19 protein-coding genes are annotated in these 19879 nt (G+C 67.0%); 11 read left to right on the top strand and 8 right to left on the bottom strand.

Annotated features, from left to right (window positions below; genetic code table 11):
* The first annotated feature begins 75 nt into the window (after positions 1 to 75).
* On the top strand, positions 76 to 1782 hold the full coding sequence (locus J2753_RS14040) for a DNA-directed DNA polymerase II small subunit (RefSeq protein ID WP_379809954.1): 1707 nt from the start codon (positions 76 to 78) through the stop codon (positions 1780 to 1782).
* Between the two features lie 60 nt (positions 1783 to 1842).
* The gene (upp, locus tag J2753_RS14035; protein ID WP_209492689.1) at positions 1843 to 2523 is read left to right on the top strand and encodes a uracil phosphoribosyltransferase; all 681 of its coding nucleotides are present in this window, start codon (positions 1843 to 1845) and stop codon (positions 2521 to 2523) included.
* Positions 2524 to 2590: 67 nt separating this feature from the next.
* On the opposite strand, the gene J2753_RS14030 is transcribed toward upp, so the two are convergent.
* The 3 genes from J2753_RS14030 to J2753_RS14020 all read right to left on the bottom strand — a co-directional run bounded on the left by J2753_RS14030 (position 2591) and on the right by J2753_RS14020 (position 5935).
* Positions 2591 to 3379: a hypothetical protein gene (locus tag J2753_RS14030; RefSeq protein ID WP_209492688.1), complete on the bottom strand. Its 789-nt coding sequence runs from the start codon at positions 3377 to 3379 to the stop codon at positions 2591 to 2593.
* Positions 3380 to 3419: 40 nt separating this feature from the next.
* Positions 3420 to 3590, bottom strand: coding sequence for a hypothetical protein (locus J2753_RS14025; RefSeq protein ID WP_209492687.1), 171 nt, complete (start codon positions 3588 to 3590; stop codon positions 3420 to 3422).
* Positions 3591 to 3757: 167 nt separating this feature from the next.
* Positions 3758 to 5935 carry a S9 family peptidase gene (locus tag J2753_RS14020; protein WP_209492686.1) on the bottom strand — a complete coding sequence of 726 codons (2178 nt, stop codon included), beginning with the start codon at positions 5933 to 5935 and terminating at the stop codon, positions 3758 to 3760.
* Between the two features lie 109 nt (positions 5936 to 6044).
* Here J2753_RS14020 and J2753_RS14015 point away from each other — a divergent pair, with 109 nt between their 5' ends.
* Positions 6045 to 6869, top strand: coding sequence for a S26 family signal peptidase (locus tag J2753_RS14015; protein ID WP_209492685.1), 825 nt, complete (start codon positions 6045 to 6047; stop codon positions 6867 to 6869).
* Between the two features lie 65 nt (positions 6870 to 6934).
* On the opposite strand, the gene J2753_RS14010 is transcribed toward J2753_RS14015, so the two are convergent.
* Positions 6935 to 8635, bottom strand: a complete 1701-nt coding sequence (locus J2753_RS14010; RefSeq protein WP_209492684.1) for a Cdc6/Cdc18 family protein — start codon at positions 8633 to 8635, stop codon at positions 6935 to 6937.
* A gap of 1304 nt (positions 8636 to 9939) precedes the next feature.
* Between J2753_RS14010 and J2753_RS14005 the strand changes: the two genes are divergently transcribed.
* The 5 genes from J2753_RS14005 (at position 9940) to J2753_RS13990 (ending at position 12877) form a co-directional block, all read left to right on the top strand.
* Positions 9940 to 10581: an Era-like GTP-binding protein gene (locus tag J2753_RS14005; protein WP_209492683.1), complete on the top strand. Its 642-nt coding sequence runs from the start codon at positions 9940 to 9942 to the stop codon at positions 10579 to 10581.
* A 2-nt stretch (positions 10582 to 10583) separates the two neighbouring features.
* On the top strand, positions 10584 to 11003 hold the full coding sequence (locus J2753_RS14000; protein ID WP_209492682.1) for a DUF2073 domain-containing protein: 420 nt from the start codon (positions 10584 to 10586) through the stop codon (positions 11001 to 11003).
* A 2-nt stretch (positions 11004 to 11005) separates the two neighbouring features.
* Positions 11006 to 11932: an OapC/ArvC family zinc-ribbon domain-containing protein gene (locus tag J2753_RS13995; protein WP_209492681.1), complete on the top strand. Its 927-nt coding sequence runs from the start codon at positions 11006 to 11008 to the stop codon at positions 11930 to 11932.
* Positions 11933 to 12002: 70 nt separating this feature from the next.
* Complete coding sequence (locus tag J2753_RS14800) at positions 12003 to 12095, top strand: hypothetical protein (RefSeq protein WP_449271809.1); 93 nt, start codon at positions 12003 to 12005, stop codon at positions 12093 to 12095.
* Positions 12095 to 12877 carry a DUF7089 family protein gene (locus J2753_RS13990; RefSeq protein WP_209492680.1) on the top strand — a complete coding sequence of 261 codons (783 nt, stop codon included), beginning with the start codon at positions 12095 to 12097 and terminating at the stop codon, positions 12875 to 12877. The genes J2753_RS14800 and J2753_RS13990 overlap by 1 nt, the downstream gene beginning before the upstream one ends.
* Positions 12878 to 13104: 227 nt before the next feature.
* Here the strand turns inward: J2753_RS13990 and J2753_RS13985 are convergent, their stop codons facing one another.
* Positions 13105 to 13689, bottom strand: coding sequence for a DUF7090 family protein (locus tag J2753_RS13985; protein WP_209492679.1), 585 nt, complete (start codon positions 13687 to 13689; stop codon positions 13105 to 13107).
* A 162-nt stretch (positions 13690 to 13851) separates the two neighbouring features.
* Here J2753_RS13985 and J2753_RS13980 point away from each other — a divergent pair, with 162 nt between their 5' ends.
* Positions 13852 to 14529 carry a class I SAM-dependent methyltransferase gene (locus tag J2753_RS13980; protein WP_209492678.1) on the top strand — a complete coding sequence of 226 codons (678 nt, stop codon included), beginning with the start codon at positions 13852 to 13854 and terminating at the stop codon, positions 14527 to 14529.
* A 587-nt stretch (positions 14530 to 15116) separates the two neighbouring features.
* On the opposite strand, the gene J2753_RS13975 is transcribed toward J2753_RS13980, so the two are convergent.
* Both J2753_RS13975 and J2753_RS13970 read right to left on the bottom strand, forming a co-directional pair.
* On the bottom strand, positions 15117 to 16139 hold the full coding sequence (locus J2753_RS13975) for an LLM class flavin-dependent oxidoreductase (RefSeq protein WP_209492677.1): 1023 nt from the start codon (positions 16137 to 16139) through the stop codon (positions 15117 to 15119).
* A gap of 79 nt (positions 16140 to 16218) precedes the next feature.
* Positions 16219 to 17355: a thiamine ABC transporter substrate-binding protein gene (locus tag J2753_RS13970; RefSeq protein ID WP_209492745.1), complete on the bottom strand. Its 1137-nt coding sequence runs from the start codon at positions 17353 to 17355 to the stop codon at positions 16219 to 16221.
* Between the two features lie 107 nt (positions 17356 to 17462).
* Here J2753_RS13970 and J2753_RS13965 point away from each other — a divergent pair, with 107 nt between their 5' ends.
* Together J2753_RS13965 and J2753_RS13960 are read left to right on the top strand one after the other, a co-directional pair.
* Positions 17463 to 17954 carry a hypothetical protein gene (locus J2753_RS13965; protein ID WP_209492676.1) on the top strand — a complete coding sequence of 164 codons (492 nt, stop codon included), beginning with the start codon at positions 17463 to 17465 and terminating at the stop codon, positions 17952 to 17954.
* Positions 17955 to 17958: 4 nt separating this feature from the next.
* A complete protein-coding gene (locus J2753_RS13960; RefSeq protein ID WP_209492675.1) occupies positions 17959 to 18765 on the top strand; it encodes a DUF72 domain-containing protein in 807 nt (268 codons plus the stop codon).
* 252 nt (positions 18766 to 19017) lie between these two features.
* On the opposite strand, the gene J2753_RS13955 is transcribed toward J2753_RS13960, so the two are convergent.
* Positions 19018 to 19800, bottom strand: a complete 783-nt coding sequence (locus J2753_RS13955) for a sulfurtransferase (protein WP_209492674.1) — start codon at positions 19798 to 19800, stop codon at positions 19018 to 19020.
* Between the last annotated feature and the right edge of the window lie 79 nt (positions 19801 to 19879).

Raw genomic sequence — 19879 nt, 5'->3', positions numbered from 1 at the left:
CGGCGCCGCGTCGGTATGCTTTTCCGCCGCCCTCGCTGAGAGAGTGGCGTGCCACAGGAGTCCCATCGACGGCTCGTGGAGGAACTCACGAGCCGGGGGTACAACGCCGAACGCGAGGCTGTCACCCTCCTCGCGAACGCCGGTGACCCCGAACTCGCCGCGGAAGCGGCCGCCGACGCCGCGGGCGACGCGTTCGTCGTCACGAGCGAGCACGCCCGCGAGGCCATCGACGGCGGCCTGCTCGACCGCGCCCCCGAGAGCGAGGCGACTCCTGACGAACCGAGCTACCCCGAATCCGCCGAAGGGGCTGCCGACATCGCCGAGAAGGCGCCGACGGACATGGGCGGCGCTGACGACCCGACCCCCGCCGACGAACTGCTCGCCGGCGAGGACGGGAGCGGCCATCCCGACGTTTCGAGTGGAGCAGAAATTTCGAAAAGTCAGCAGACAGCGTCGGGAAGTGGAGTCGAAGGGAAGGGGTCTGGAGGTGAGGACTCATCGCCGTCGTCCACTACTGCCGACGACGGCCGACCATCGCCGTCGTCCACTACTGCCGACGCCGTCGGCTCCCGCTCCCCACCCGCGCCCGAGATCCGCAACGACGTAACCGGCCAGAGTACGGGGACCGGCGAGTACGAGGAGTTCGTCGGGACCTTCCAGGACCGCTACGACCGCCTCGCCGGCCTCCTGCGCGGGCGGGTGAACCACCGACCCGCAGAAGCGATCCAGTCGATGCCCGGCGGCAGCGACGCCGAGATGATCGGTCTCGTCGACGACATCCGGTCGACCGCCTCGGGTCACTGGATCGTCGAACTGGAGGACACGACGGGGACCTTCCCCTGCCTGATCATGAAGGACCGGGCCTTTGCCCCCCTCGTCGACGACCTGCTGCTGGACGAGTGTCTGGCGGTGCAGGGGACCCTCGCCGACGACGGCGGGATCATGTTCGTCGACTCGCTGCACTTCCCCGACGTCCCCCGGACCCACAAGCCGAACACGGCCGACCGGCACGTCCAGGCAGCCCTCATCTCGGACGTCCACGTCGGCTCACAGGAGTTCGCACAGGAGGCGTGGGACCGGTTCGCCGAGTGGCTCCACACGCCCGAGGCCGAGGCCGTCGAGTACCTCCTCATCGGCGGCGACATGGTCGAGGGCGTCGGCGTCTACCCCGATCAGGACGAGGAACTGGACATCGTCGACATCTACGACCAGTACCGGGCGTTCGCGGAGGAGCTGAAGAAGGTGCCCGGCGATATGGAGATCGTGATGATCCCCGGGAACCACGATGCTGTCCGACTGGCCGAGCCCCAGCCGGCCTTTACCGAGGAGCTCCGGGACATCATGAGCGCCCACGACGCCCGGTTTACCGGGAATCCGTCGACGGTCACCGTCGAGGGCGTCTCGGTGCTGATGTACCACGGCTTCTCGCTGGACGAGGTGATCGCGGAACTCCCCGAAGAGAAAGCCAGCTACGACCACCCCCACAAGGCGATGTACCAGCTCCTCAAGAAGCGCCACGTCGCCCCGCAGTACGGTGGGCACACCCGCGTCGCGCCCGAGGAGAAGGACTACCTCGTCATCGACGAGGTGCCCGACGTGTTCCACACCGGCCACGTCCACAAACTCGGCTGGGGGAAGTACCACAACGTCCTCGCGGTGAACTCCGGCTGCTGGCAGGAGCAGACCGACTTCCAGAAATCCGTCAACATCGATCCCGACTACGGCTACGCGCCGATTCTGGACCTCGACACGCTGGACATGACCGTCCGGAAGTTCGTGTAGGCCCGGTATCGGCGACCTGAATCGGCCGAGTTTATCAGGCTCGCCGCGTCAGTTCCGTCAATGCCAATCGAGGATCGCGACCAGGCCAAACTGGTCACGCACGCGCTGGCGAAAGACACCCTCTCCCAGATCCGGGACGTCGAGACCGAGCAGGTCGGCTTCCGCAAGGGGCTGGTCAAACTCGGCCGTATCTGTGGCTACGAAATCATCGACGGCGCGATGGAGACGGAGTACGTCCCCGTCGAGACGCCGCTGACCGAGACCACCGGCGAGCGCGTCAAAGGGCTCGACGACGTGGTGATCATCAACGTCCTGCGCGCGGCGACGCCGTTCGTCGAGGGCCTGCTCAAGGCGTTCCCCCGCGCCAAGCAGGGCGTCATCTCCGCCGGCCGCGACGAGGAGGCCGGGATGGACGAGGAGGGGGCGTTCCCCATCAGCGTCGACTACAAGAAGCTCCCCGAAATCACCGACGACGACACCGTCGTCGTCGCCGACCCGATGCTCGCGACGGGGTCGACGATGTGTACCGTGCTGGAGCACGTGCTCGAGGCCGCTATCGAGGATCCGGAAGACCTGTTCGTGCTCTCGGCTGTCTCCGCGCCGGAGGGGCTGGTCCGGGTCAACGAGGAGTACCCCGAGGCCGACCTGCTGACGGTCTCCATCGACGACGAACTCAACGAGGAGGGGTTCATCGTCCCGGGTCTCGGGGACGCCGGCGACCGCTCGTTCCGAACGAACTGAACGAGTCCGCAACCGCGGCGGTCAATCACCGCGCTACGACAGTTCGACGACGAGAGAACGACAACGGCTACCCCCCGGCTGAGTCGGTCCGACGCTCGGAGAGATAGACCACGGCCGCGAGGAACAGCAACACGAGGCCGACCGCCGCCACAGCGATACCCGCGACGAAGCCGCCGAGCCCGGGCCCGAAGTCGTCGACGTGCCCGTAGACGGAGATACTGTACAGCGTCTCACCCCTCCAGACCGGCGTGGGAAGCTGATCGACGAACGGCTCGTTCACTAGGGGGCGGTAGCCCAAGTCGTTGCCGCTGGAGTTGTCGATGATCCGGTCGATGGTGCGCTGCTCGCCCGCAGAGAGCTCCTCGTAGCGCGGGGCCTGCTCCGCGGTGGCGTTGGCGACGACATCCAGCGAGCCGTTCTCCGCCCGGACCAGCGAGCCGTTCTCCTCGACGGAGAGCCGGTAGTAGCCCGCGATGTCGCCGTAGGCGTCACGGACGAACTCGTCGTCGGCCGCGATCTCCCGCAGATCCGCGCGGGCACCGGCGTCGTCGACGGTCACCGAACCCTCACGCATCGCGGTTTTCAGCGCGGCGCGGGTGACGTTGGGCGAGCGGTACTCGCCGGCGCTGTAGCGCTCGGAGGCCTGGTGGGCCGAGAACGTCACCTCGGAACCGTGGGCGTCGACGAACTGCTTCTGGTCGGAGATGGTGCCGAGGTCGACTGGCTCGGCGGCGTATATCTGGGAAGACTGTGCGGGCGGGGCCGTGGCGTCGGCTGCCCAGCCGAGATACAGCGGGGCCGGCAGGCAGAGGGCGCCGACGACGGCGAGCAGGAGGGCGACGCGGCGGCGATCCATCGTCCGAAGGTTTCCCGACGCGCTGTAAGTGTTTTCTGGGCTACTCGGGCGACCAGTTGCAGGCGGCGCCATCGGCCAGCCCTCGCTCGTCGACGTAGGCCGTCAGGCAGGCGAAGTTACAGAACGCCATCGGGTCGGCGTCGACGGCACCCTCAGCGACGTACACCGGATCGTGCTCCTCCGCGGCCGAGCCACAGTAGACACAGTCCATACGCCTGATTGGGGCGCGACCGGAATGGGTGTTTCGGCGAACCCCCTCGCTTCAGTTCGAAACCGGGCGAAGGGAGTCCGTCTGACGGGCAGCGGAAGCAGGCCCCCGGAGCGCTCCGGAGGAGTATGGAGCGCTACACAGCCACGGTTTCGCTCGCCGTGGCTGGCTTACTCTTCGCTCTCCTCGTCGCCGTGCTCGTCGTCCTCGTCGCCCGCCGAGAGGCCGTCGTTGCGGTCGCGGTCGAGCGCGCGCGGCGCGTCCTGATAGTCGCTGTAGCCGTCGAACCACCGGGCGATGCGCTCGATGCGGTCGACGATGTGGCCCGGCTCACCCGAACGGGAGAGTTCGTGGCCCTCGCGCGGGTAGCGCACGAACCGGGTGTCGGTGCCCTGCTTGCGGACCATCCGGTACCAGAGTTCGGCCGTGCAGGCCGGGGTTCGATAGTCGTCGTCGGAGTGGATCACCAGCGTCGGCGTCTCTACCTTGTGGGCGTGGCCCGCCGGCGATTTCTCCCAGAGGAACTCTGGCTCTTCCCACGGCGTCGCGTCGAAGTCGCCCTCGACGAGGCTGTAGGCGCCGTCGGTGGAGCCGTAGAAGCTGGTGAGGTCGTAGACGCCGCGCTGGGACACCGCGGAGGTGAAGAAGTCCGACTGGCCGACCGCCCACGAGGTCATGAAGCCGCCGAAGGAGCCACCCGTGAGGTGGACCTCGTCCTCGTCGACGTAGTCGCGGTCGGTCATGAGGTCGACGCCGGCCATCACGTCCGTGAGGGTCACGTCGCCCCAGTCGCGCTCGATGGCCTGCATGTAGTCCTTGCCGTAGCCCGTCGACCCGCGGGGGTTCGACCAGAACACGACGTAGCCACGGGCCGCGAGCGTCTGGAACTCGTGCCACATCGTACCCGCGGTGGTCCACATCGCGTGGGGGCCGCCGTGGACTTCGACGGCGAGGGGGTAGGTGCCGTCCTTCTCGAACCCTTCGGGGGTGATCGCCCAGCCGTGGACCTCGCCCTGCTCGGACTCGAAGTGGAGCTCTTCGGGCTCCTGTACCGAAGTCTCGTCGAGGTAGTCGGCGTTGAGTTCGGTCAGGCGGACGCAGCCGTCGCGCTCAACGCCGACACCGCCCTCGAGTCCCGGCTCGTCGGCCTCGTCGAGCACGCAGACGAACACGTCGCCGGGGTGGTCCCACTCGCTCATCGCGAAGGCGAAGCGCTCCTCGCCGACGTGACCCGTGCTGACGGCGCCGGGACGGACGATGCGGCTGGGTGCCTCGCTGGCGTCGCCAGAACGCTTTGCGTTCTGGCTGCCTCCCGAATCGCCGTGCGATTCGGGAACGTCGCCGGGCGCCGACCAGACGCTCGTCTTGCCCTCGTCGGGCGTGGAGAAGTAGACCCGCTCGCCGTCGGGGCCCCACTGCGGGGCGGACTCGTAGCCGAGGCCGCGGTCGAGGTCCTCGGTGATCCAGGCGACCTCGCCCGATTCCACGTCGAGCACCTTGAGTTCGGTCGGCTGGATGCTGACCTGCTCTTCCTCGCTGTAGAGGAACGCGACCTCGCCGTCGGCGTTGGCGGCGACGCCCGCACCCCAGCCGCTGGACTCGTGGATCTTCTCGGATTCCTCGCTGTCGGTGTCGTAGGCGTAGATGGAGTAGCGGTTCGAGTCGTCGGGGTCCTCGCCCACGTCCTGTCCGGTGTAGTAGAGCGTCGACGCGTCGCCCCACTCAGGGCCGTTGTAGTCGAACTCGCCGTCGGTGACGCGCTCGACCTCCACGTCCTCGGCGTCGCTGAGCCCCTCGCCCACGTGGGCGACGTAGACGTGCGAGCGCGCGCCGTCGAAGTACTGCTGACCCGTGCGGTAGACGGTCCGGTCGACGACCCGTGGATCGGGCGTCTCGCGCTCGTACTCCTCCTCGTCGCTGATGTCGACGTCGAGGCCCTCCTCGCGCTCATCGGCGGTGGTGGACTGCGTGAACGCGATGCGGGTGCCGTCTGGCGACCACGAGATGGCCTGCACGCCGGAGGGAACCTCCGTCACGGGGCGGGCCTCGCCGCCGTCGACGGGGATGAGCCAGAGCTGGGGGCGGTCGTCGTCCTTCCCGCGGTTCGAGACGAACGCGAGGCGGTCGCCGGACGGGGACCAGCGCGGCTGGCTGTCGCTTCCCTCGGCGACGGTGAACTGCCGGGGCTCCTCGCTCCCGTCACTGTGGACGAGATGGATGGTGGACTCGTAGCTCTCGTCGTCGTCCGGGGTCTGCCGGACGAACGCGACCTGCTCGCCGTCGGGCGAGAGTCGGACCTCGCCGGGCTTGGCGATATCGTGGAAGTCGACGGCCTCAATGCGTGCCATAGACACACGGGGGACCTACGGACCGAAAGGGTATCGGTTGCGGCCAGCGGCGCCGGGGCGGTGCCCCAGACAGAAGGACTATGGCCGCGCCCCGACAATCCTGGCACAGATGAGCGCTGGTGAGGGTCCCCCGCCGAGGTCGCCGGACGGCGACGACGAACCGGACGGCCTGTTCTACCGGTTCCGCCACGCCGAGAGCGGCCCGCTGATGTTCGCCCGGGAGATGCTGACCAGCATTGCGACCGTCGCGCTGGTCGGCCTGCTGCTGTTCGCGATCAGCGGCGTCTGGCCGCCGATGGTCGCCGTCGAGAGCCCCAGCATGAGCCCGAATATGCAGACAGGTGATCTCGTTTTCGTCACCGAACCCGGCCGGTTCGCGCCCGACGCCGCCCACGGCGATACCGGCGTCGTGACCCACGCGGTGGGCGAGGAGGTCAGCTACAAGACGTTCAACGACTACGGGACGGTGATGGTCTACGACCACGCGGGCAACGTCGGCCCGCCGATCATCCACCGGGCGCGGTTCTGGGTCGAAGAAGGCGAGAACTGGTACGACCGCGCGAACCCGGCGTGGGTCCGGGGCGCCGAGAACTGCGAGCAGATGGAGTACTGCCCCGCACCCCACGCGGGGTTCATCACGAAGGGCGACAACAACGGCTACTACGACCAAACTGGCGACATCAGCCCGCCGGTGAAAGCTGAGTGGGTCGTCGGCACCGCCCGCCTCCGGATCCCGTATCTCGGCTGGGTCCGTCTGGGCGTCTCCGGCGCGGCGACGAGCGGTCCGGGCGTCGCCGAGGCGACCGGCGAGAGTTCGGCACCCGCGAACGAGTCCATCGAGATGGTGACTGATCCGACCGGCAACGCCACTGTTTCGGGTGGAGTCGACGGGACAGCAGCGTTCGGCACGTCGGCGGCGCCCGCGGCGGCCTGAACGGGAACGGTTCGACTCGACGCGGTTCTACTGGAACAGCGAAACGAGGAGTGGCGAGACGGCGATCAGTTGTCGAAGCGCGCCTGCACGAACGGCTGGGCGTTCTCGATGTCGCCGAGTCGGGAGTCCGAGAGCAGGACGTGTTCGGTCTCCTCAATAGGGACCGACAGCGAGATCTCCTTCGTGCGGCCGTAGCGACCCTTCGAGACGACCACGGCGTTGACGATGCCCAGCATGTCGAGTTCGCTGATGAGGTCGGTGACGCGGCGCTGGGTCAGCACGTCGGCGTCGATCTCCTCGCAGAGGCGCTTGTAGATGTTGAACACCTCGCCGGTGTTGATGTTGTGGACACCGTTTTTCTCCAGCAGGATGGTCGCGAACAGGACGATCTTGCTCTGGGTCGGGAGGGTGCGGACGACCTCGACGACCCGGTCGAGTTCGATCTTGTCCTGGGCCTGCCGGACGTGCTGTTCCTCGACGGTTTCGGCCTGACTGCGCTCGGCGAGTTCGCCGGCGGTGCGGAGTAGGTCCAGCGCGCGCCGGGCGTCGCCGTGTTCCTGTGCGGCGAAGGCAGCACACAGCGGAATCACGTCGTCGGTCAGCGCGTCGTCTTTGAACGCCACGTCCGAGCGGTGTTGGAGGATGTCCCGGAGTTGGTTGGCGTCGTAGGGCGGGAACACGATCTCTTCCTCGCCCAGACTCGACTTGACGCGGGGGTCGAGGAAGTCGGTGAACTTCAGGTCGTTGGAGATGCCCATGATCGAGATCCGGGAGTTTTCCAACTCGGAGTTCATCCGGGAGAGGTTGTACAGCGTGTCGTCGCCGGATTTCTCGACGAGTTTGTCGATCTCGTCGAGCATGATCACGACCACGCGCTCGTGGTAGTCGATGGCGTCGAAGAACTTGGTGTAGACGCGGTCGGTCGGCCACCCGGTCATGGGCACCTCCTCCATCTCCTCGCGATCCTCCTCGAGTTCGGCGATGCGGTCGTCGATGGCGGCGACGTCTTCGAACTCCGAGTCGGCGAGGGCGTCGGTGTCGCTGCCGCCGTCGGTCACGGCCGAGCGGAGTTCGCGGAGGTCCTCGAGTTTCTCGGCGACGACCTCGGTGTTCTTCTCGATGAACTTGTTCGCGAGTTGGGCGAGCACGCGGTACTGCGTGTCGGTGATCTCGCAGTTGATGTACTCCACCTCACAGGGGACGTCGTACTTCTGGGAGGTGGACTCGAGTTCCTGGCTCACGAACTTCGCGCTCGCGGTTTTTCCCGTGCCGGTTTTCCCGTAGATCAGGATGTTCGAGGGGGTGTCCCCGCGCAGCGCGGAGACGAGGATGGTCGCCATCTGGTTGATCTGGTCGGTACGGTGGGGGAGTTCGTGGGGCGTATACGACGGTCTGAGGACCTCCTTGTTGCGGAAGATCGGTTCGCCGGCCATCAGGTCGTCGAACAGGCCCTGACTGTCGCCGTCGTCGTCCTCGAGCATGCGGTCGATGTCGACGCCGCCCGTGTCGAGGTCGACCGAGGTGCCGACGCTGGACGTGTCGGTGTTCAGCCCTTCGGCGTCCTCGACGTCGGGGATGTCCGTCACGTCGTCCTCGCTAGTGGCGTCATCGGTCACGTCGTCCTCGCTAGTGACATCATCGGCGTCATCGCCGTCGTCGGCCGCGTCGGGAGGCTCGTCGTCGGCAGCCTCGTCGGAGACGGGCCAGCCGTCGCTCTGCCCGCCCGCGCTCTCCTCCGCGTTCGTGTCGTCGTCTGTTTCGTTCATTGTGTACCCCTACGTTTCAGGTGGAAGACAGCGCGCGGGACCGGCATATCCGGCGTGAAACGCGCTCCACGGCCCGATTCGGGCCGGGACGTTCCACGGCGCCGTCCAGTTGATGCAGTCGAACCAAAAGAATAGGGGTCCCAAAAACCTGTCCCTGTGCGGGCGCTAGTGAAGCGGCGTTCACGCAATCGAAATCGGTGAACAGGTCGGCACCCTCGTCAACACCGCAGTCCCGTCCAGCGATTGCGACCCCCCAACCCCTCCGTTTCGACTGGACAGCGACAGAATGGCAGCCCCCCGTCCAGCTTGGACCTGAAACGGACGGGGGTGGTTTCCCGTCCGCAACGTTGGCGGCGTCGATGCGGGAGGACGACGGAGTCGAAACGGCGGACGAACAGCAGGAAACGCTGCCGATCTGTGCGCGAAAAATTTTGTTTGAGTGGTCGCTCCGTTGGGCTTGAGCGGTCGCTCCGCCCGAAGTTCTATCGGAAACATCGAGCGAATGAGCTCTCGACGGGAAGCGGTCCTGATCCGGGGTTGCTTGAGCTGGTGGGTTCTGAGCTGGTGGATTCTGAGCTGGTGGATTCGAACCGCTTGACTCGTAACCTCGGCTGCAGCTGGAGCGATAGATCGATCGGGGATAGATCGACCGGGTCAGTTCGAGTCGAACGGAGGGGCCCATCGCGACCGTCGACATCGACCGGAACCGCGCTGCACGTGAACCGCTCCCCGGCGCCAACCCCCCCACCCCTTCGTTTCGCGTGGAACGGCGAAAACAGCGGGGTGGGGGTCGGAGATGCGGCAGAAACCGCCCTATCTCGGTCGGTAGTTTTACTACACAAGACGATAGATTAGTCCGTACTGCAATAGCCGTTTTTCGTTTCGGGTTGTAGGTGTGTGGTTAGTTGTACGTTTCAGCGTCGATCCGGGACCCAGCCCCTCCAACGTGGCGGCGTTCCACGGGAAGCAAGGGGGAAGGGGTCGGGTAACGGTTCCCGAGAACCTGAGACCCCCGATTGTTTCGCCTCCAGCCGACCTACTGCCGAATCCGCTCGATGTTCTCGACTGGATCCAGCAGGGACACCTCTGTTTCAACTCGAGACGGCGACCTCTCGACCACGGGGTTTTCCTGTCGAGTACGGCCACCGATTTACAGCCGACCACCACTCAACACCAACTCATCCAAGGACGGCCGTGTCGGCGCTCCTACCGGACCGTTCCACCGCGTCTGACGCCATTCTTAAGTGTGTAGCCGGCGGTACTGAGAACAACGGTCTCTCCCCAGGGAGAGACAGGAGATAAGGATGGGTCTGCTCACGAGTCTGAAAGACAGCATTACGCGGGTCACCGACGGCCTGTTTACCTCAGAGGAGCCGAAGCGAATCGGGATCTACGGCCCGCCGAACGCCGGGAAAACCACGCTGGCGAACCGGATCGCCCGCGACTGGACCGGCGACGCGGTGGGCCCGGAGAGTCACATCCCCCACGAGACGCGTCGGGCCCGCCGCAAGGAGGGGGTGACAATCGAACGCAACGGCAGGGAGGTCACCATCGACATCGTCGACACCCCGGGGGTGACGACGAAAGTCGACTACGAGGAGTTCCTCGAACACGACATGGAGAAGGAGGACGCCGTCCGGCGCTCCCGCGAGGCCACCGAGGGCGTCGCGGAGGCGATGCACTGGCTCCGTGAGGATGTCGACGGCGTCATCTACGTGCTCGACAGCACCGAGGACCCGTTCACGCAGGTCAACACGATGCTGATCGGCATCATCGAGAGCCAGGAACTCCCCGTCCTAATCCTCGCGAACAAGATCGACAAGGAGGAATCGGACATCCAGCGGATCGCGAACGCCTTCCCGCAACACGAGACGATCCCGCTGTCGGCCCTCGAGGGGCAGAACATGGACGAAGTGTACGAGAAAATCGCGGAGTACTTCGCCTGACCATGGCTGAAGCAACGAGCGGCGACGGCGACGGCTCGCCCCCCGAGGAGGAGGGCGCCGACGACGGTGTCCGGGTCGACATGATCAGCGGCGCCCGGATGGAGGGGCTCACCAGCATGGAGAAGATCCGCCTCATCCTCGACGGCGTCCGCGAGGGCAACATCGTCATCCTCGAAGAGGGGCTCACCCCCGACGAGGAGTCGAAACTGATCGAGGTCACGATGACCGAGATCAGCCCCGACGAGTTCAGCGGCATCGAGATCGAGACCTACCCCAAGTCCAGTTCGAAGGATCCGGGGCTGTTCGACCGGCTGATGGGCAACGAGACGACCCAGAAGCTCACGGTGATCGGCCCGGCGAACCAGATCGAGACGCTCCACAAGGACGAGAACCTCATCAGCGCGCTCGTCTCGCGCAAGTAGCCGTGCCCCACGAGTGTACCACCTGCGGCCAGACGTTCGACGACGGCTCGAAGGAGATGCTGTCGGGCTGTCCGAACTGCGGCGGGAACAAGTTCCAGTTCCAGCCGGCCGGCCGCGGGTCGGGTGGGGACGACTCCGCCGAGGAGAAACGGTCCCCCTCGGCGGAGCAGCCATCGTCCCCAGCGGCGGACCGGGGCCCCGCTGTCACGGCTGACGAACCCGCCTCGGCGGTCGACGCCGACGATCACACTTCGACTGCCGATGCTGCAGACCCGACAACGGACCCAACAACGACTGCAGACCCGACGAGTTCCGCCGCTCAAACCCCGACCGCCGACCCGTCTGCAGACGACGCCGCGGGCGCGACCGCTTGTTCGGGGGCCGACGACGAGTTCGATGACGCCGGGATCGCCGACGACCTCGACGAGGGGAACGCCGCCCAGAACGACGCGCGTACCTCGCAGGCGACCCTCGACGAGATCGCCGAGGCCCGCCGGGAGATCGAGGAGGCTTCCGACGAACGGCTCCCGGACGCCGACGAACGGCTCTCGGATGTCGACGAGCGCGTCGAGGAAGGCGGCCGCGGTACGCCCCAGGGGCCGCCCCGGGATCCCCCCTCGGGCAAGGAGAGCGAGGCGTTCGACATCTCCGGCGCTGTCGGGCCCGATGAGGGGGATCCCGTCGAGAAACAGCCCGTCGGCGGGTCGACCGGCGAGCCGGCGGAGCCGGTGACCGACGAGGACACCGACCTCTCGGCGCTCAGAGAGGAGCTGAACGACCAGTTCGAGAGCATCAAGATCACCGCACCTGGGCAGTACGAACTCAACCTCATGGAGCTGTACGACCGCAAGGAGTACATCATCTCGCTCCAGGAGGACGGCCGCTACGTGATCGAGATGTCTGACGACTACGGCATCGACGAGGACTGACTCGCGGTCGCGAGGTTTTCGACGCCGACTGACAGCAACTGTTAACAGCAGCGGGGCCGCAGTCGGAGGTATGAGCACGGCGACGAAGATCGTCACCAGCACAGTCGGCCTCTCGGCGGTTCTCGCGATCGCCCTGGTCTTCCAGATCGTCCTCTCGGCCTGATGTTCAGCCAGCGGACGCTCTCGCCCCCGGTCCAGCGACTGCACCGCGAGATCACTCCCGAGCCCCTCGTCCTCGATGTGGCGCAGGACTTCGAGACGCTGCCGCCGCAGGTCGCGGAGGAACTCGGCCTGCTGGTAGACGCGCTCGATCCGGCTGCCTACCCCGAGTCGTGGCTCCCGGCGAACGCGCCAGCCCAGCTGGACGCCTACGCCGGCACGAAGTTCACTATCGGCCTCCCGGGCGACGGGACCGTCGTCTGGACTCGACAGACCGAGCCACCGACGGTGCTCGTGAAAGCCCGCGCCGAAGGCACTCCCGAGGGGTTCCGCTCGTTCCTGTTGGCCGAGGCGTTCGTCGAAATCGACGAGGGCGTTCCGGAAAGCTTCCTCCCCTTCTTCGGCGAGCGGTACCACGAACTCGACGACGCGCTGGGCCTCGGTGGCGCCGGCACCTATCAGGTCGCGATGGCGCTCTACGACGCCTGGGTTGGTCTCCATACCCGCGACCGGTTCCGCGCGTGGGAGAGTGAGCACGATGAACTCCACCACGCCTGGGCCGACGCCGGCGAGCGACTCGTCGGCCGCATCGACGACCTGCCCGGCGAGGTGGCTCGCGGGGAGACGGAGTTCCCGGCGGCGACGGAGTTGGCTTGTTCGGCGATCAAACACGGCCTCGACCTGCCGGCGCCGTTCGCGGCGCTCGATACGCTGACCTACCGCGACCACGGCGCCGAGTACGCGGTCCAGTGGGCCGAGAAGACGATGGACGCGCTGGTGGAGTAGCAGCGGTTCGGCTGCCGGCCGCTGTTTCGACTACCCTCCACCGTTTCCACACCAACCACTGTTTCAACACCCCACCACCCTTTCTACTGCACGAACCGTTTCGACTGGAACGAACCTTTCCACTCCGCCACTATACCCCCGAATTTCGGATGGAAACGAAAAAATCCGTACCAAGCGGGCGAAAAAACTGTGGCGGCGCCGACGCCCACAGCGCGTTCGGGAGTCGACTACTCGCGAGGTTCGTAGCTCACGGACCCGTCGTCGTCGAGGCGGACCGTCGCGTCGAACAGTTCCGCGAACGCGCCGACGGTGTCCTCGTCGTGGACCTCGCTGGAGAGGTGGAACATGCAGACAGCGTCGTGATCCTCGACCAACTCGATCAGTCGTTCGGCGGTCTCCAGCGCCGCGGCCTCGTCGCCGTAGTAGGCGAGTTCGCTGAGCGAGTCGAGCGTGATGCGGCGACGGCCATCGGTCGACTCGAGGAACGACTCGACCTGGTCGACGATTCCCTCGACATCGTCCGGGCCGGCAGCGTAGTGGATGTTCGGCGCCGAGCGCCGGGAGTAGCCCCGTTCGACCGAGAGCGTGTCCAGGATCACCGCCTTCGACTCGTCGACCTCGTAGTAGTCGAGTTTCTGTTCGACCTCGCGGGCGGTGGTTCTGGTCGAGACGACGAAGAACCGGTCGGTGTCAGCGCTCAGGAACTCCGTGTCGACGCGGTCGGTCTCCCCGATGCTCGGGTGCAGCAGCAGTAGCGCTGTCCCGGCCGGGACCGTCTCGGGTGCGCCGTCGATGGCGAGATCGTACTCCATAGACAGTGGTGCGCGGGCGTGGACTTCAAACACGCGGCGATTCTGCCGTCCAGCAGTGCCGAACCGGAGCCGAACTGGAGCCGAACAGGAGTCGAACAGGAGTCGAACTGGAGCTGAACCGGAGCCGAATCGGTTTTGCCCGCCGCGGCCAAACCCCGGGGTATGAGCGTTCGCGAGGAGTTCGACGCGTGGGCCGCCGCGGGCCGTGAACAGGGGATGGAGGAGCGCCACTGGCACACCGCGCGGCCGATTCTCGCGCGCATACCCGTCGAGGCGGGCGATTCGGTCCTCGACCTCGGCACCGGCAGCGGCTACGCGCTGCGGGCGCTGCGCGAGCGCGGCATCGGCGCCGGCTACGGCCTCGACGGCTCCCCCGAGATGGCCAAGAAAGCGGCGGGCTACACCGACGACGACGCCGTCGGTTTCCTCGTCGGCGACTTCGATCACCTGCCGTTCGCCGACGACTCGCTCGACCACGTGTTCTCGATGGAAGCGTTCTACTACGCCACCGACCCGAACCACACCTTAGCGGAGGTCCAGCGCGTGCTCAAGCCCGGCGGGACGTTCTACTGTGCGGTGAACTACTACGAGGAGAACGTCGCCTCGCACGGGTGGCAGGAGAACATCTCGGTGGAGATGACCCGCTGGGACCGGGAGCAGTACCGCGAGGCGTTCCGCGACGCCGGCTTCCACGTCGCCGAACAGGACACCGTTCCGGACCGAGAGATCGAGATCCCGCCGGAGGAGGAGTTCCCGCACGAAGGGTTTGGCTCTCGAGAGGCGATGGTCGAGCGCTACCGGACGTGGGGCACGCTGCTGACGGTCGGCGTCGCGCCCTGATTAGCTGGGTTTCTGCCTTTTCGGGTCGGCTATTTGTTGTGTTAGTCGCGTAGACGGTACTTCGATCGGTGCCTACCGGGACAGCGACAGCGTCTCGATGCTTGACTACTTGCGACCGCAGGGCGCCGGGCCTGAAGCCCGGTCACCAGAAATCATAGATTTCTGGTTGGCAGACGAGAGCTTCGCTCTCGTCAACGTCGCCGGACTACGTCCGGCTGGCGAACGGGAGCTTCGCTCCCGTTAACGGCGCAGCGCCGATTCCCCACTCCTCGCGGGTCGCTGACGCTCCCCGCTCGGTCTACCGTGGCCTCCCTCCGGTCGGCCACGCACCCTCCCCCCGCGGGCGTCGACGGCCGACGCCCGCGAGGCGTCCACCGCAACCGCACCGCGGCGGCGGTGGCGCGAAGCGCTCGCGCCTCCGTGCGCGAGGCGAGCGCGAGGGACAAGCGAGGGTTTAGCCCGAGCGAGTCGGTTGGGGAGGTTGTGGCCGCGGTACGGCTCCAGAGTCCATGCTTACTCCGCGGTGGTGTCGCCGACGGAGCCGAGCCACACAAACTCTCGTCGGTTCGTAGGGCGCGCCTCGCCAGTTACTCGATACCCACACCCTCGGCGATCAGTTCGTGGGAGCGTAGCGCGGCATCGTGCTCCGGCACCACGTGCTGGATCATCATCTCGTCGACGCCCACGCGGTCGGCTAACTGGTCCAGCAGGCCCGAAATCGTCTCGGGACTCCCCGAAATCGCGCGGGGCCACTCGTCCTCGTCGAGCGTCGCCGGCGTCGGTTCCGGAACCCCGCCAAGCTCCTCGATCGCCTCCTCGACGGACGGCGTCGTCCCGATTTCGCCGCGCTGCATCCGCTTGAACGACGCCTCCGCGACGGCGCGCAGGCGTGCAGCTTCCTCGTCGGTCTCGGCGGCGACAGCGTTCAGCGCGACCATCCCCTCGGGCTCGTCGATACCCCCTGCGAGCGACGAGGGTTCGAACTCCTCGCGGTAGGCCTCGAAGGCGGGCACCGCGAACTGCGGGCGGATGAACGCCGCAAAGCAGAACCGGAGGCCGAGCTGTCCGGCGATCTTCGCGCTGGAGGCGCTGGAGCCCAGCACCCACGGAACGGGCTCCTCGGCGTCGGAGCTCGGAATCTCGATGTCCGCGTACTGGTGGGTGTCCGGGAAATCGTCGTAGAGGTGGTTCACGACGGCCGTGATCTTCTGGCGGTGGTCCTCGTCGGGGTTCGTCTTCCGGCGGCTGGTGCCGAGCGCGCGGTCGACGGCCGGCGAGCCGTTCGCGCGACCCAGCCCGGCGTCGACGCGTCCGGGCGCGAGCCCGTCGAGCACGCCGAACTGCTCGGCGACTTTGAACGGGCTGTAATGGTTCAGCAGCACCGCCCCCGACCCCAGCCGGATCGACTCGGTTTCGGCGGCGAGATGGCCCAGCAGCACCTCGGGACTCGTGCCCGCGAGGCGCTCGGCCATTCCGTGGTGTTCGGCGACCCAGAACCGCTCGAAGCCCAGCCGTTCGGCCTGCTGGGCGGCGTCGACGGTCTGCTCGTAGGCCTCGACTGCGCTGCCGCCTTCGGGGACCGGGGAGAGGTCGACGACGGAGAGATCCATACCGAGGGTCGGGGACTGCGGGAGAAAACGGTTCGGCTAGCGGCCTTTGGGCGCTACCGAACCCCGATGCGCCCCGGCCTCAGTTGCTCGCGACCTGACGGCTCCAGTCCTCGATCCAGCCCTGGACGTTCCCCTTGAGTTCGTCGTAGGTGAAGCTGACCGCCTCGGGGGGCGCCTGCGCGTACTGCTCGTACTCGGCGTTCTCCCCCCCGAACTCGGCGTTGGTGACCGCCGGGAACGCGACGTTTCGGACCGCGATCTGTGCCTGTACTTCGGGCCGGAGCATGAACTCCATGAACGACGCCGCCAGCGTGGGGCTGTCGGTGCCGGCGAACTGGGCCATCCCCTCGGGGTTGGCGTACCCCTGATCGTTCAGGAACCGGATCTGGTGTTCCGCCATCGGTTCGCCGGCGCGGTTGGCGAACACCTGATCGGTCGAGTAGGAGACCACCATCGGCGCCTCGCCCCCGCCGTAGGCGCCGTAGGCGGCGTCCCAGCCCTCGAGTACGCGCACGCCGTTGTCCTGCAGGTTCTGCCAGTAGTCGAGGTAGCCGTCCTCGCCTTTGGCCTTGATCGAGTGGAGCAGGAACGCCCGCCCGGTCACCGACGTGGAGGGGTTCTGGGCCAGCAGGTCGCCCTCGTACGCGGGGTCGAGCAGGCCGTCAAACGTCTCGGGGGCGGCGAACTCGCCGCTGTCGGCGGTCGCGTTCCAGACGAGGCTGATGTAGCCCGTGTCGTAGGGGACTGCCCGGCCCTGTGGGTCGAAGCCGAGCCCTTCCTTCACGTTCGACTGGCCGTCGAGACTCGGCGCCTCGGCGAACAGCGGGCCGCCTTCGAGGTTCTCGTCGAGGCGGATCAGGCCGTCGACGCTCAGGCCGACGTAGACGTCGGCGTCGATTTCGGCGTCGGCGTTGGCCCGCTGGACGTACTGATCGAGTTCGTTGGGCGGCGTCTGCCAGACCAGATCGGCGTCGAACTCCGACTCGAACTGCTGTTTGATCCAGTCGCCGGGACTGCTGCTCACGGCGTCGATGAACGAACCGTACGTCGCGACGACCAGCGTGTCGCTCCCCTCTGTGGGGGTTCCGACGGTCGTCCCCGCCCCGTCGGTCGCGGTGGTGTCGGTCGGCGAGTCGCCGGTCTGTTCGGCTGAACAGCCCGCAAGCAGTGTCACGCCTGCCGCGCCCGCCGTCTGAATGAACCGCCGTCTATCGATCCGGTCTCTACTCATTACTTGGTTGTTTCTCTGGATGGTAGATAAGCGGCGTGGTCTGATCGGCGAGTAGATTTTTCCGCTGATCGGCCGAACAGACGGCCGTAACAATGGCATACGAACCCCACGAGCCGACGTTCTACGACACGACCGCCGAGCGATGGGAGGAACCGTCTCGACAGGCGTTCGACGACTCCCGCGTCGTGGCCGTCGACGACCACTTCCTGCTCTCGGCGACCGGGTTCCCGCCGGAGAGCTACGAGGACCTGGAACTCCCGGTCGTCGACGAGGACGGCCGACTCAACCGGAACGCGCTGGCCGACGCTGGCTACGGCCCGGGCAGCGTCGAGACCCTCGACGTCTCCGAGGATCTCGAAGAGGCGGTCAAGGAGCTGATCCACGACCTGCTGGAGTCGGAGTTCGACTCGCTGCCCCAGACGATGAGCCGCGGCGAGCAGCGCGACCGAATGCTCGGGTGGCTCGAGGAGCAGCGCGAGGACCGCCACGAGGCCGAACAGAAGCTCCACACCGACGACGAGGCACGCGAACTCGAAGCCGAGGTCGATCAGGACGAGGAGGAGCGCCCGGAGCAGGGCCGGTAGGCCGATGGCCGACGGCGAGGTCCGGATCGGCACCTGTGGCTACCGCTGGTACGACCCGGAGTCGGGCTGGAAGGAGCGCTACGAGAGCAAACTCGCGGCTTACGCCGACGACCCGGCGTTCGACCTCGTCGAACTCAACACCACCTTCTACTCGCTGCCCCAGCAGTCCACGGCCGAGCGCTGGCGCGAGGAAGCCGGCGAAGGGTTCGAGTTCTCGGCGAAGGGCTGGCAGGCGCTGACTCACGAGTGGCGTAGCCCGACGTGGAACGGCGAGCGCGAGGACGTCGAGGACGACGATGCACTCGACAGCGACGAGGTTGGCGGCCTCAGACCGACTGAATCAGTACGGGAGGCCTGGCGTCGCACGGCCGAGCGCGCGGCCGCACTCGACGCCGGCGTGGCTCTGCTCCAGACGCCGCCGAGTTTCGGCGCCACCGACGAGCACGGGACGGCGATGCGGGAGTTCCTCGGCGACATCGACCGCGAGGGGCTCACGCTCGCGTGGGAGCCCCGGGGTAGCTGGCTGGCCGAGACCGAGCGGGTCGCCGAGATCTGTACCGACCTCGATCTGGTCCACGTCGTCGATCCCCTGCGGGACTACCCGGTATCCAGCCACTCGACGGCGTATCTCCGTCTCCACGGCCTCAACGCGGACCGCTACGACTACGCGTACGACTACGACGCCGGCGAACTCGACACGCTGGCGGAACGCGTCGACGACCTCCGGGCCGACCACGAGACGGTGTACGTGCTGTTCAACAACGACGCGAGGTTCGAAAACGCCCGAGCGCTCGGCCGGCGGTTCGACTGACCCCGCTGGTACGGTTTTGCCGGTACGCGCGCTCGAGGGGGTACGAAGCGCGAGTTCGCCCGGACGCGCACGCTCGTGGTGGGGATACTGGTCGAGACGGTCGAACTGCTCTCGGCGGCACCGGGTGTCGAGGCGGCCCACGACCCGGACGACGTGATCGACTCCGACTACGAGACAGGGATTGAGTAGGCGGCATCGACGAGTAGGCGGCCTCGATGAGTTGAGGTCGTCGACAAGTAGGGATCGTCGACGCTACTCCGAGGCGAGTTCGCCGCCGCGCTCGCGCCACTCGGTCAGGCTCCCCTCGTACAGTTCGACGCGCTCGTAGCCCAACTCCCGGAGCACGAGGTAGGTGTGGCTTACTCGCCGGGCCGTGTTGCAGTAGAGCACCGTTCGTTTCTCCGGAACGATCCCGCGACCCTCGAGCAGGTCCCGAAGCTCATCCTCGGGCTTCAGACCCCGCGTCTCCTCGTCCACTACCTCCCGCCAGTCCAACTGCACCGCGCCGGGGAGGTGGCCCTCCGCGAACTCCCAGTCCTCGCGGGTGTCGACCAGCGTCACGTCGCCGGCCTCGGCGGCCGGGAGCAGGCCCTGCACCGTCTCGAAGTCGACTAACGGGGTCTCTGCGTCGGGGTCGCTCTCGTACTCGGTCGGGGTCGGATCGACGGTTTCGGTCGTCGTCTCGTGGTCGCGCTGCCACGAACTGAAGTCGCCGTCGAGCAGGTGGACCTTCTTGGGGTCGTGGCCCAGCAGCAGCGCGGTGACGACGAACCGGGCGGCGAACACGCCCTGCGTGTCGTCGTAGGCGACGATTTCGGCGTCGGTCGCGACACCGGACTCTGAGAGGAGAGCTTCCCAGTCCTTGCGAGGGGGGAGCTTTCCGGCCTCGCCCTCGTCGGAGCGGAAACGGTCGAACGGGACGTTCACCGCGCCCGGGACGTGGCCGATGCTGTCGTACTCCCACGCGTCGCGCACGTCGACGACGGCGACGCCGTCGCGCCCGTGGAGCCACGACGCGGAGACGAACGGATTCATGCGCGGACCGAGGGCCCGAGCCGACTTAGCCGCCGGGGTCTCGACACCGGGATTCCCGCGGAATCCGCAGCGTCGAGGG

Origin of the sequence: Halolamina salifodinae, from assembly GCF_017874235.1 — an archaeon.
Lineage (GTDB): Archaea > Halobacteriota > Halobacteria > Halobacteriales > Haloferacaceae > Halolamina > Halolamina salifodinae.
The sequence above is the reverse complement of the archived record's forward strand: the minus strand, read 5'-3'. Positions and strand labels throughout refer to the sequence as shown.

Excerpts from the sequence above, each read along its gene's own strand:
- upp (WP_209492689.1), top strand. The coding sequence starts at position 1,843 with ATGCCAATCGAGGATCGCGACCAGGCCAAACTGGTCACGCACGCGCTG.
- J2753_RS14030 (WP_209492688.1), bottom strand. The coding sequence starts at position 3,379 with ATGGATCGCCGCCGCGTCGCCCTCCTGCTCGCCGTCGTCGGCGCCCTC.
- J2753_RS14025 (WP_209492687.1), bottom strand. The coding sequence starts at position 3,590 with ATGGACTGTGTCTACTGTGGCTCGGCCGCGGAGGAGCACGATCCGGTG.
- J2753_RS14020 (WP_209492686.1), bottom strand. The coding sequence starts at position 5,935 with ATGGCACGCATTGAGGCCGTCGACTTCCACGATATCGCCAAGCCCGGC.
- J2753_RS14015 (WP_209492685.1), top strand. The coding sequence starts at position 6,045 with ATGAGCGCTGGTGAGGGTCCCCCGCCGAGGTCGCCGGACGGCGACGAC.
- J2753_RS14010 (WP_209492684.1), bottom strand. The coding sequence starts at position 8,635 with ATGAACGAAACAGACGACGACACGAACGCGGAGGAGAGCGCGGGCGGG.
- J2753_RS14005 (WP_209492683.1), top strand. The coding sequence starts at position 9,940 with ATGGGTCTGCTCACGAGTCTGAAAGACAGCATTACGCGGGTCACCGAC.
- J2753_RS14000 (WP_209492682.1), top strand. The coding sequence starts at position 10,584 with ATGGCTGAAGCAACGAGCGGCGACGGCGACGGCTCGCCCCCCGAGGAG.
- J2753_RS14800 (WP_449271809.1), top strand. The coding sequence starts at position 12,003 with ATGAGCACGGCGACGAAGATCGTCACCAGCACAGTCGGCCTCTCGGCG.
- J2753_RS13990 (WP_209492680.1), top strand. The coding sequence starts at position 12,095 with ATGTTCAGCCAGCGGACGCTCTCGCCCCCGGTCCAGCGACTGCACCGC.
- J2753_RS13985 (WP_209492679.1), bottom strand. The coding sequence starts at position 13,689 with ATGGAGTACGATCTCGCCATCGACGGCGCACCCGAGACGGTCCCGGCC.
- J2753_RS13980 (WP_209492678.1), top strand. The coding sequence starts at position 13,852 with ATGAGCGTTCGCGAGGAGTTCGACGCGTGGGCCGCCGCGGGCCGTGAA.
- J2753_RS13975 (WP_209492677.1), bottom strand. The coding sequence starts at position 16,139 with ATGGATCTCTCCGTCGTCGACCTCTCCCCGGTCCCCGAAGGCGGCAGC.
- J2753_RS13965 (WP_209492676.1), top strand. The coding sequence starts at position 17,463 with ATGGCATACGAACCCCACGAGCCGACGTTCTACGACACGACCGCCGAG.
- J2753_RS13960 (WP_209492675.1), top strand. The coding sequence starts at position 17,959 with ATGGCCGACGGCGAGGTCCGGATCGGCACCTGTGGCTACCGCTGGTAC.
- J2753_RS13955 (WP_209492674.1), bottom strand. The coding sequence starts at position 19,800 with ATGAATCCGTTCGTCTCCGCGTCGTGGCTCCACGGGCGCGACGGCGTC.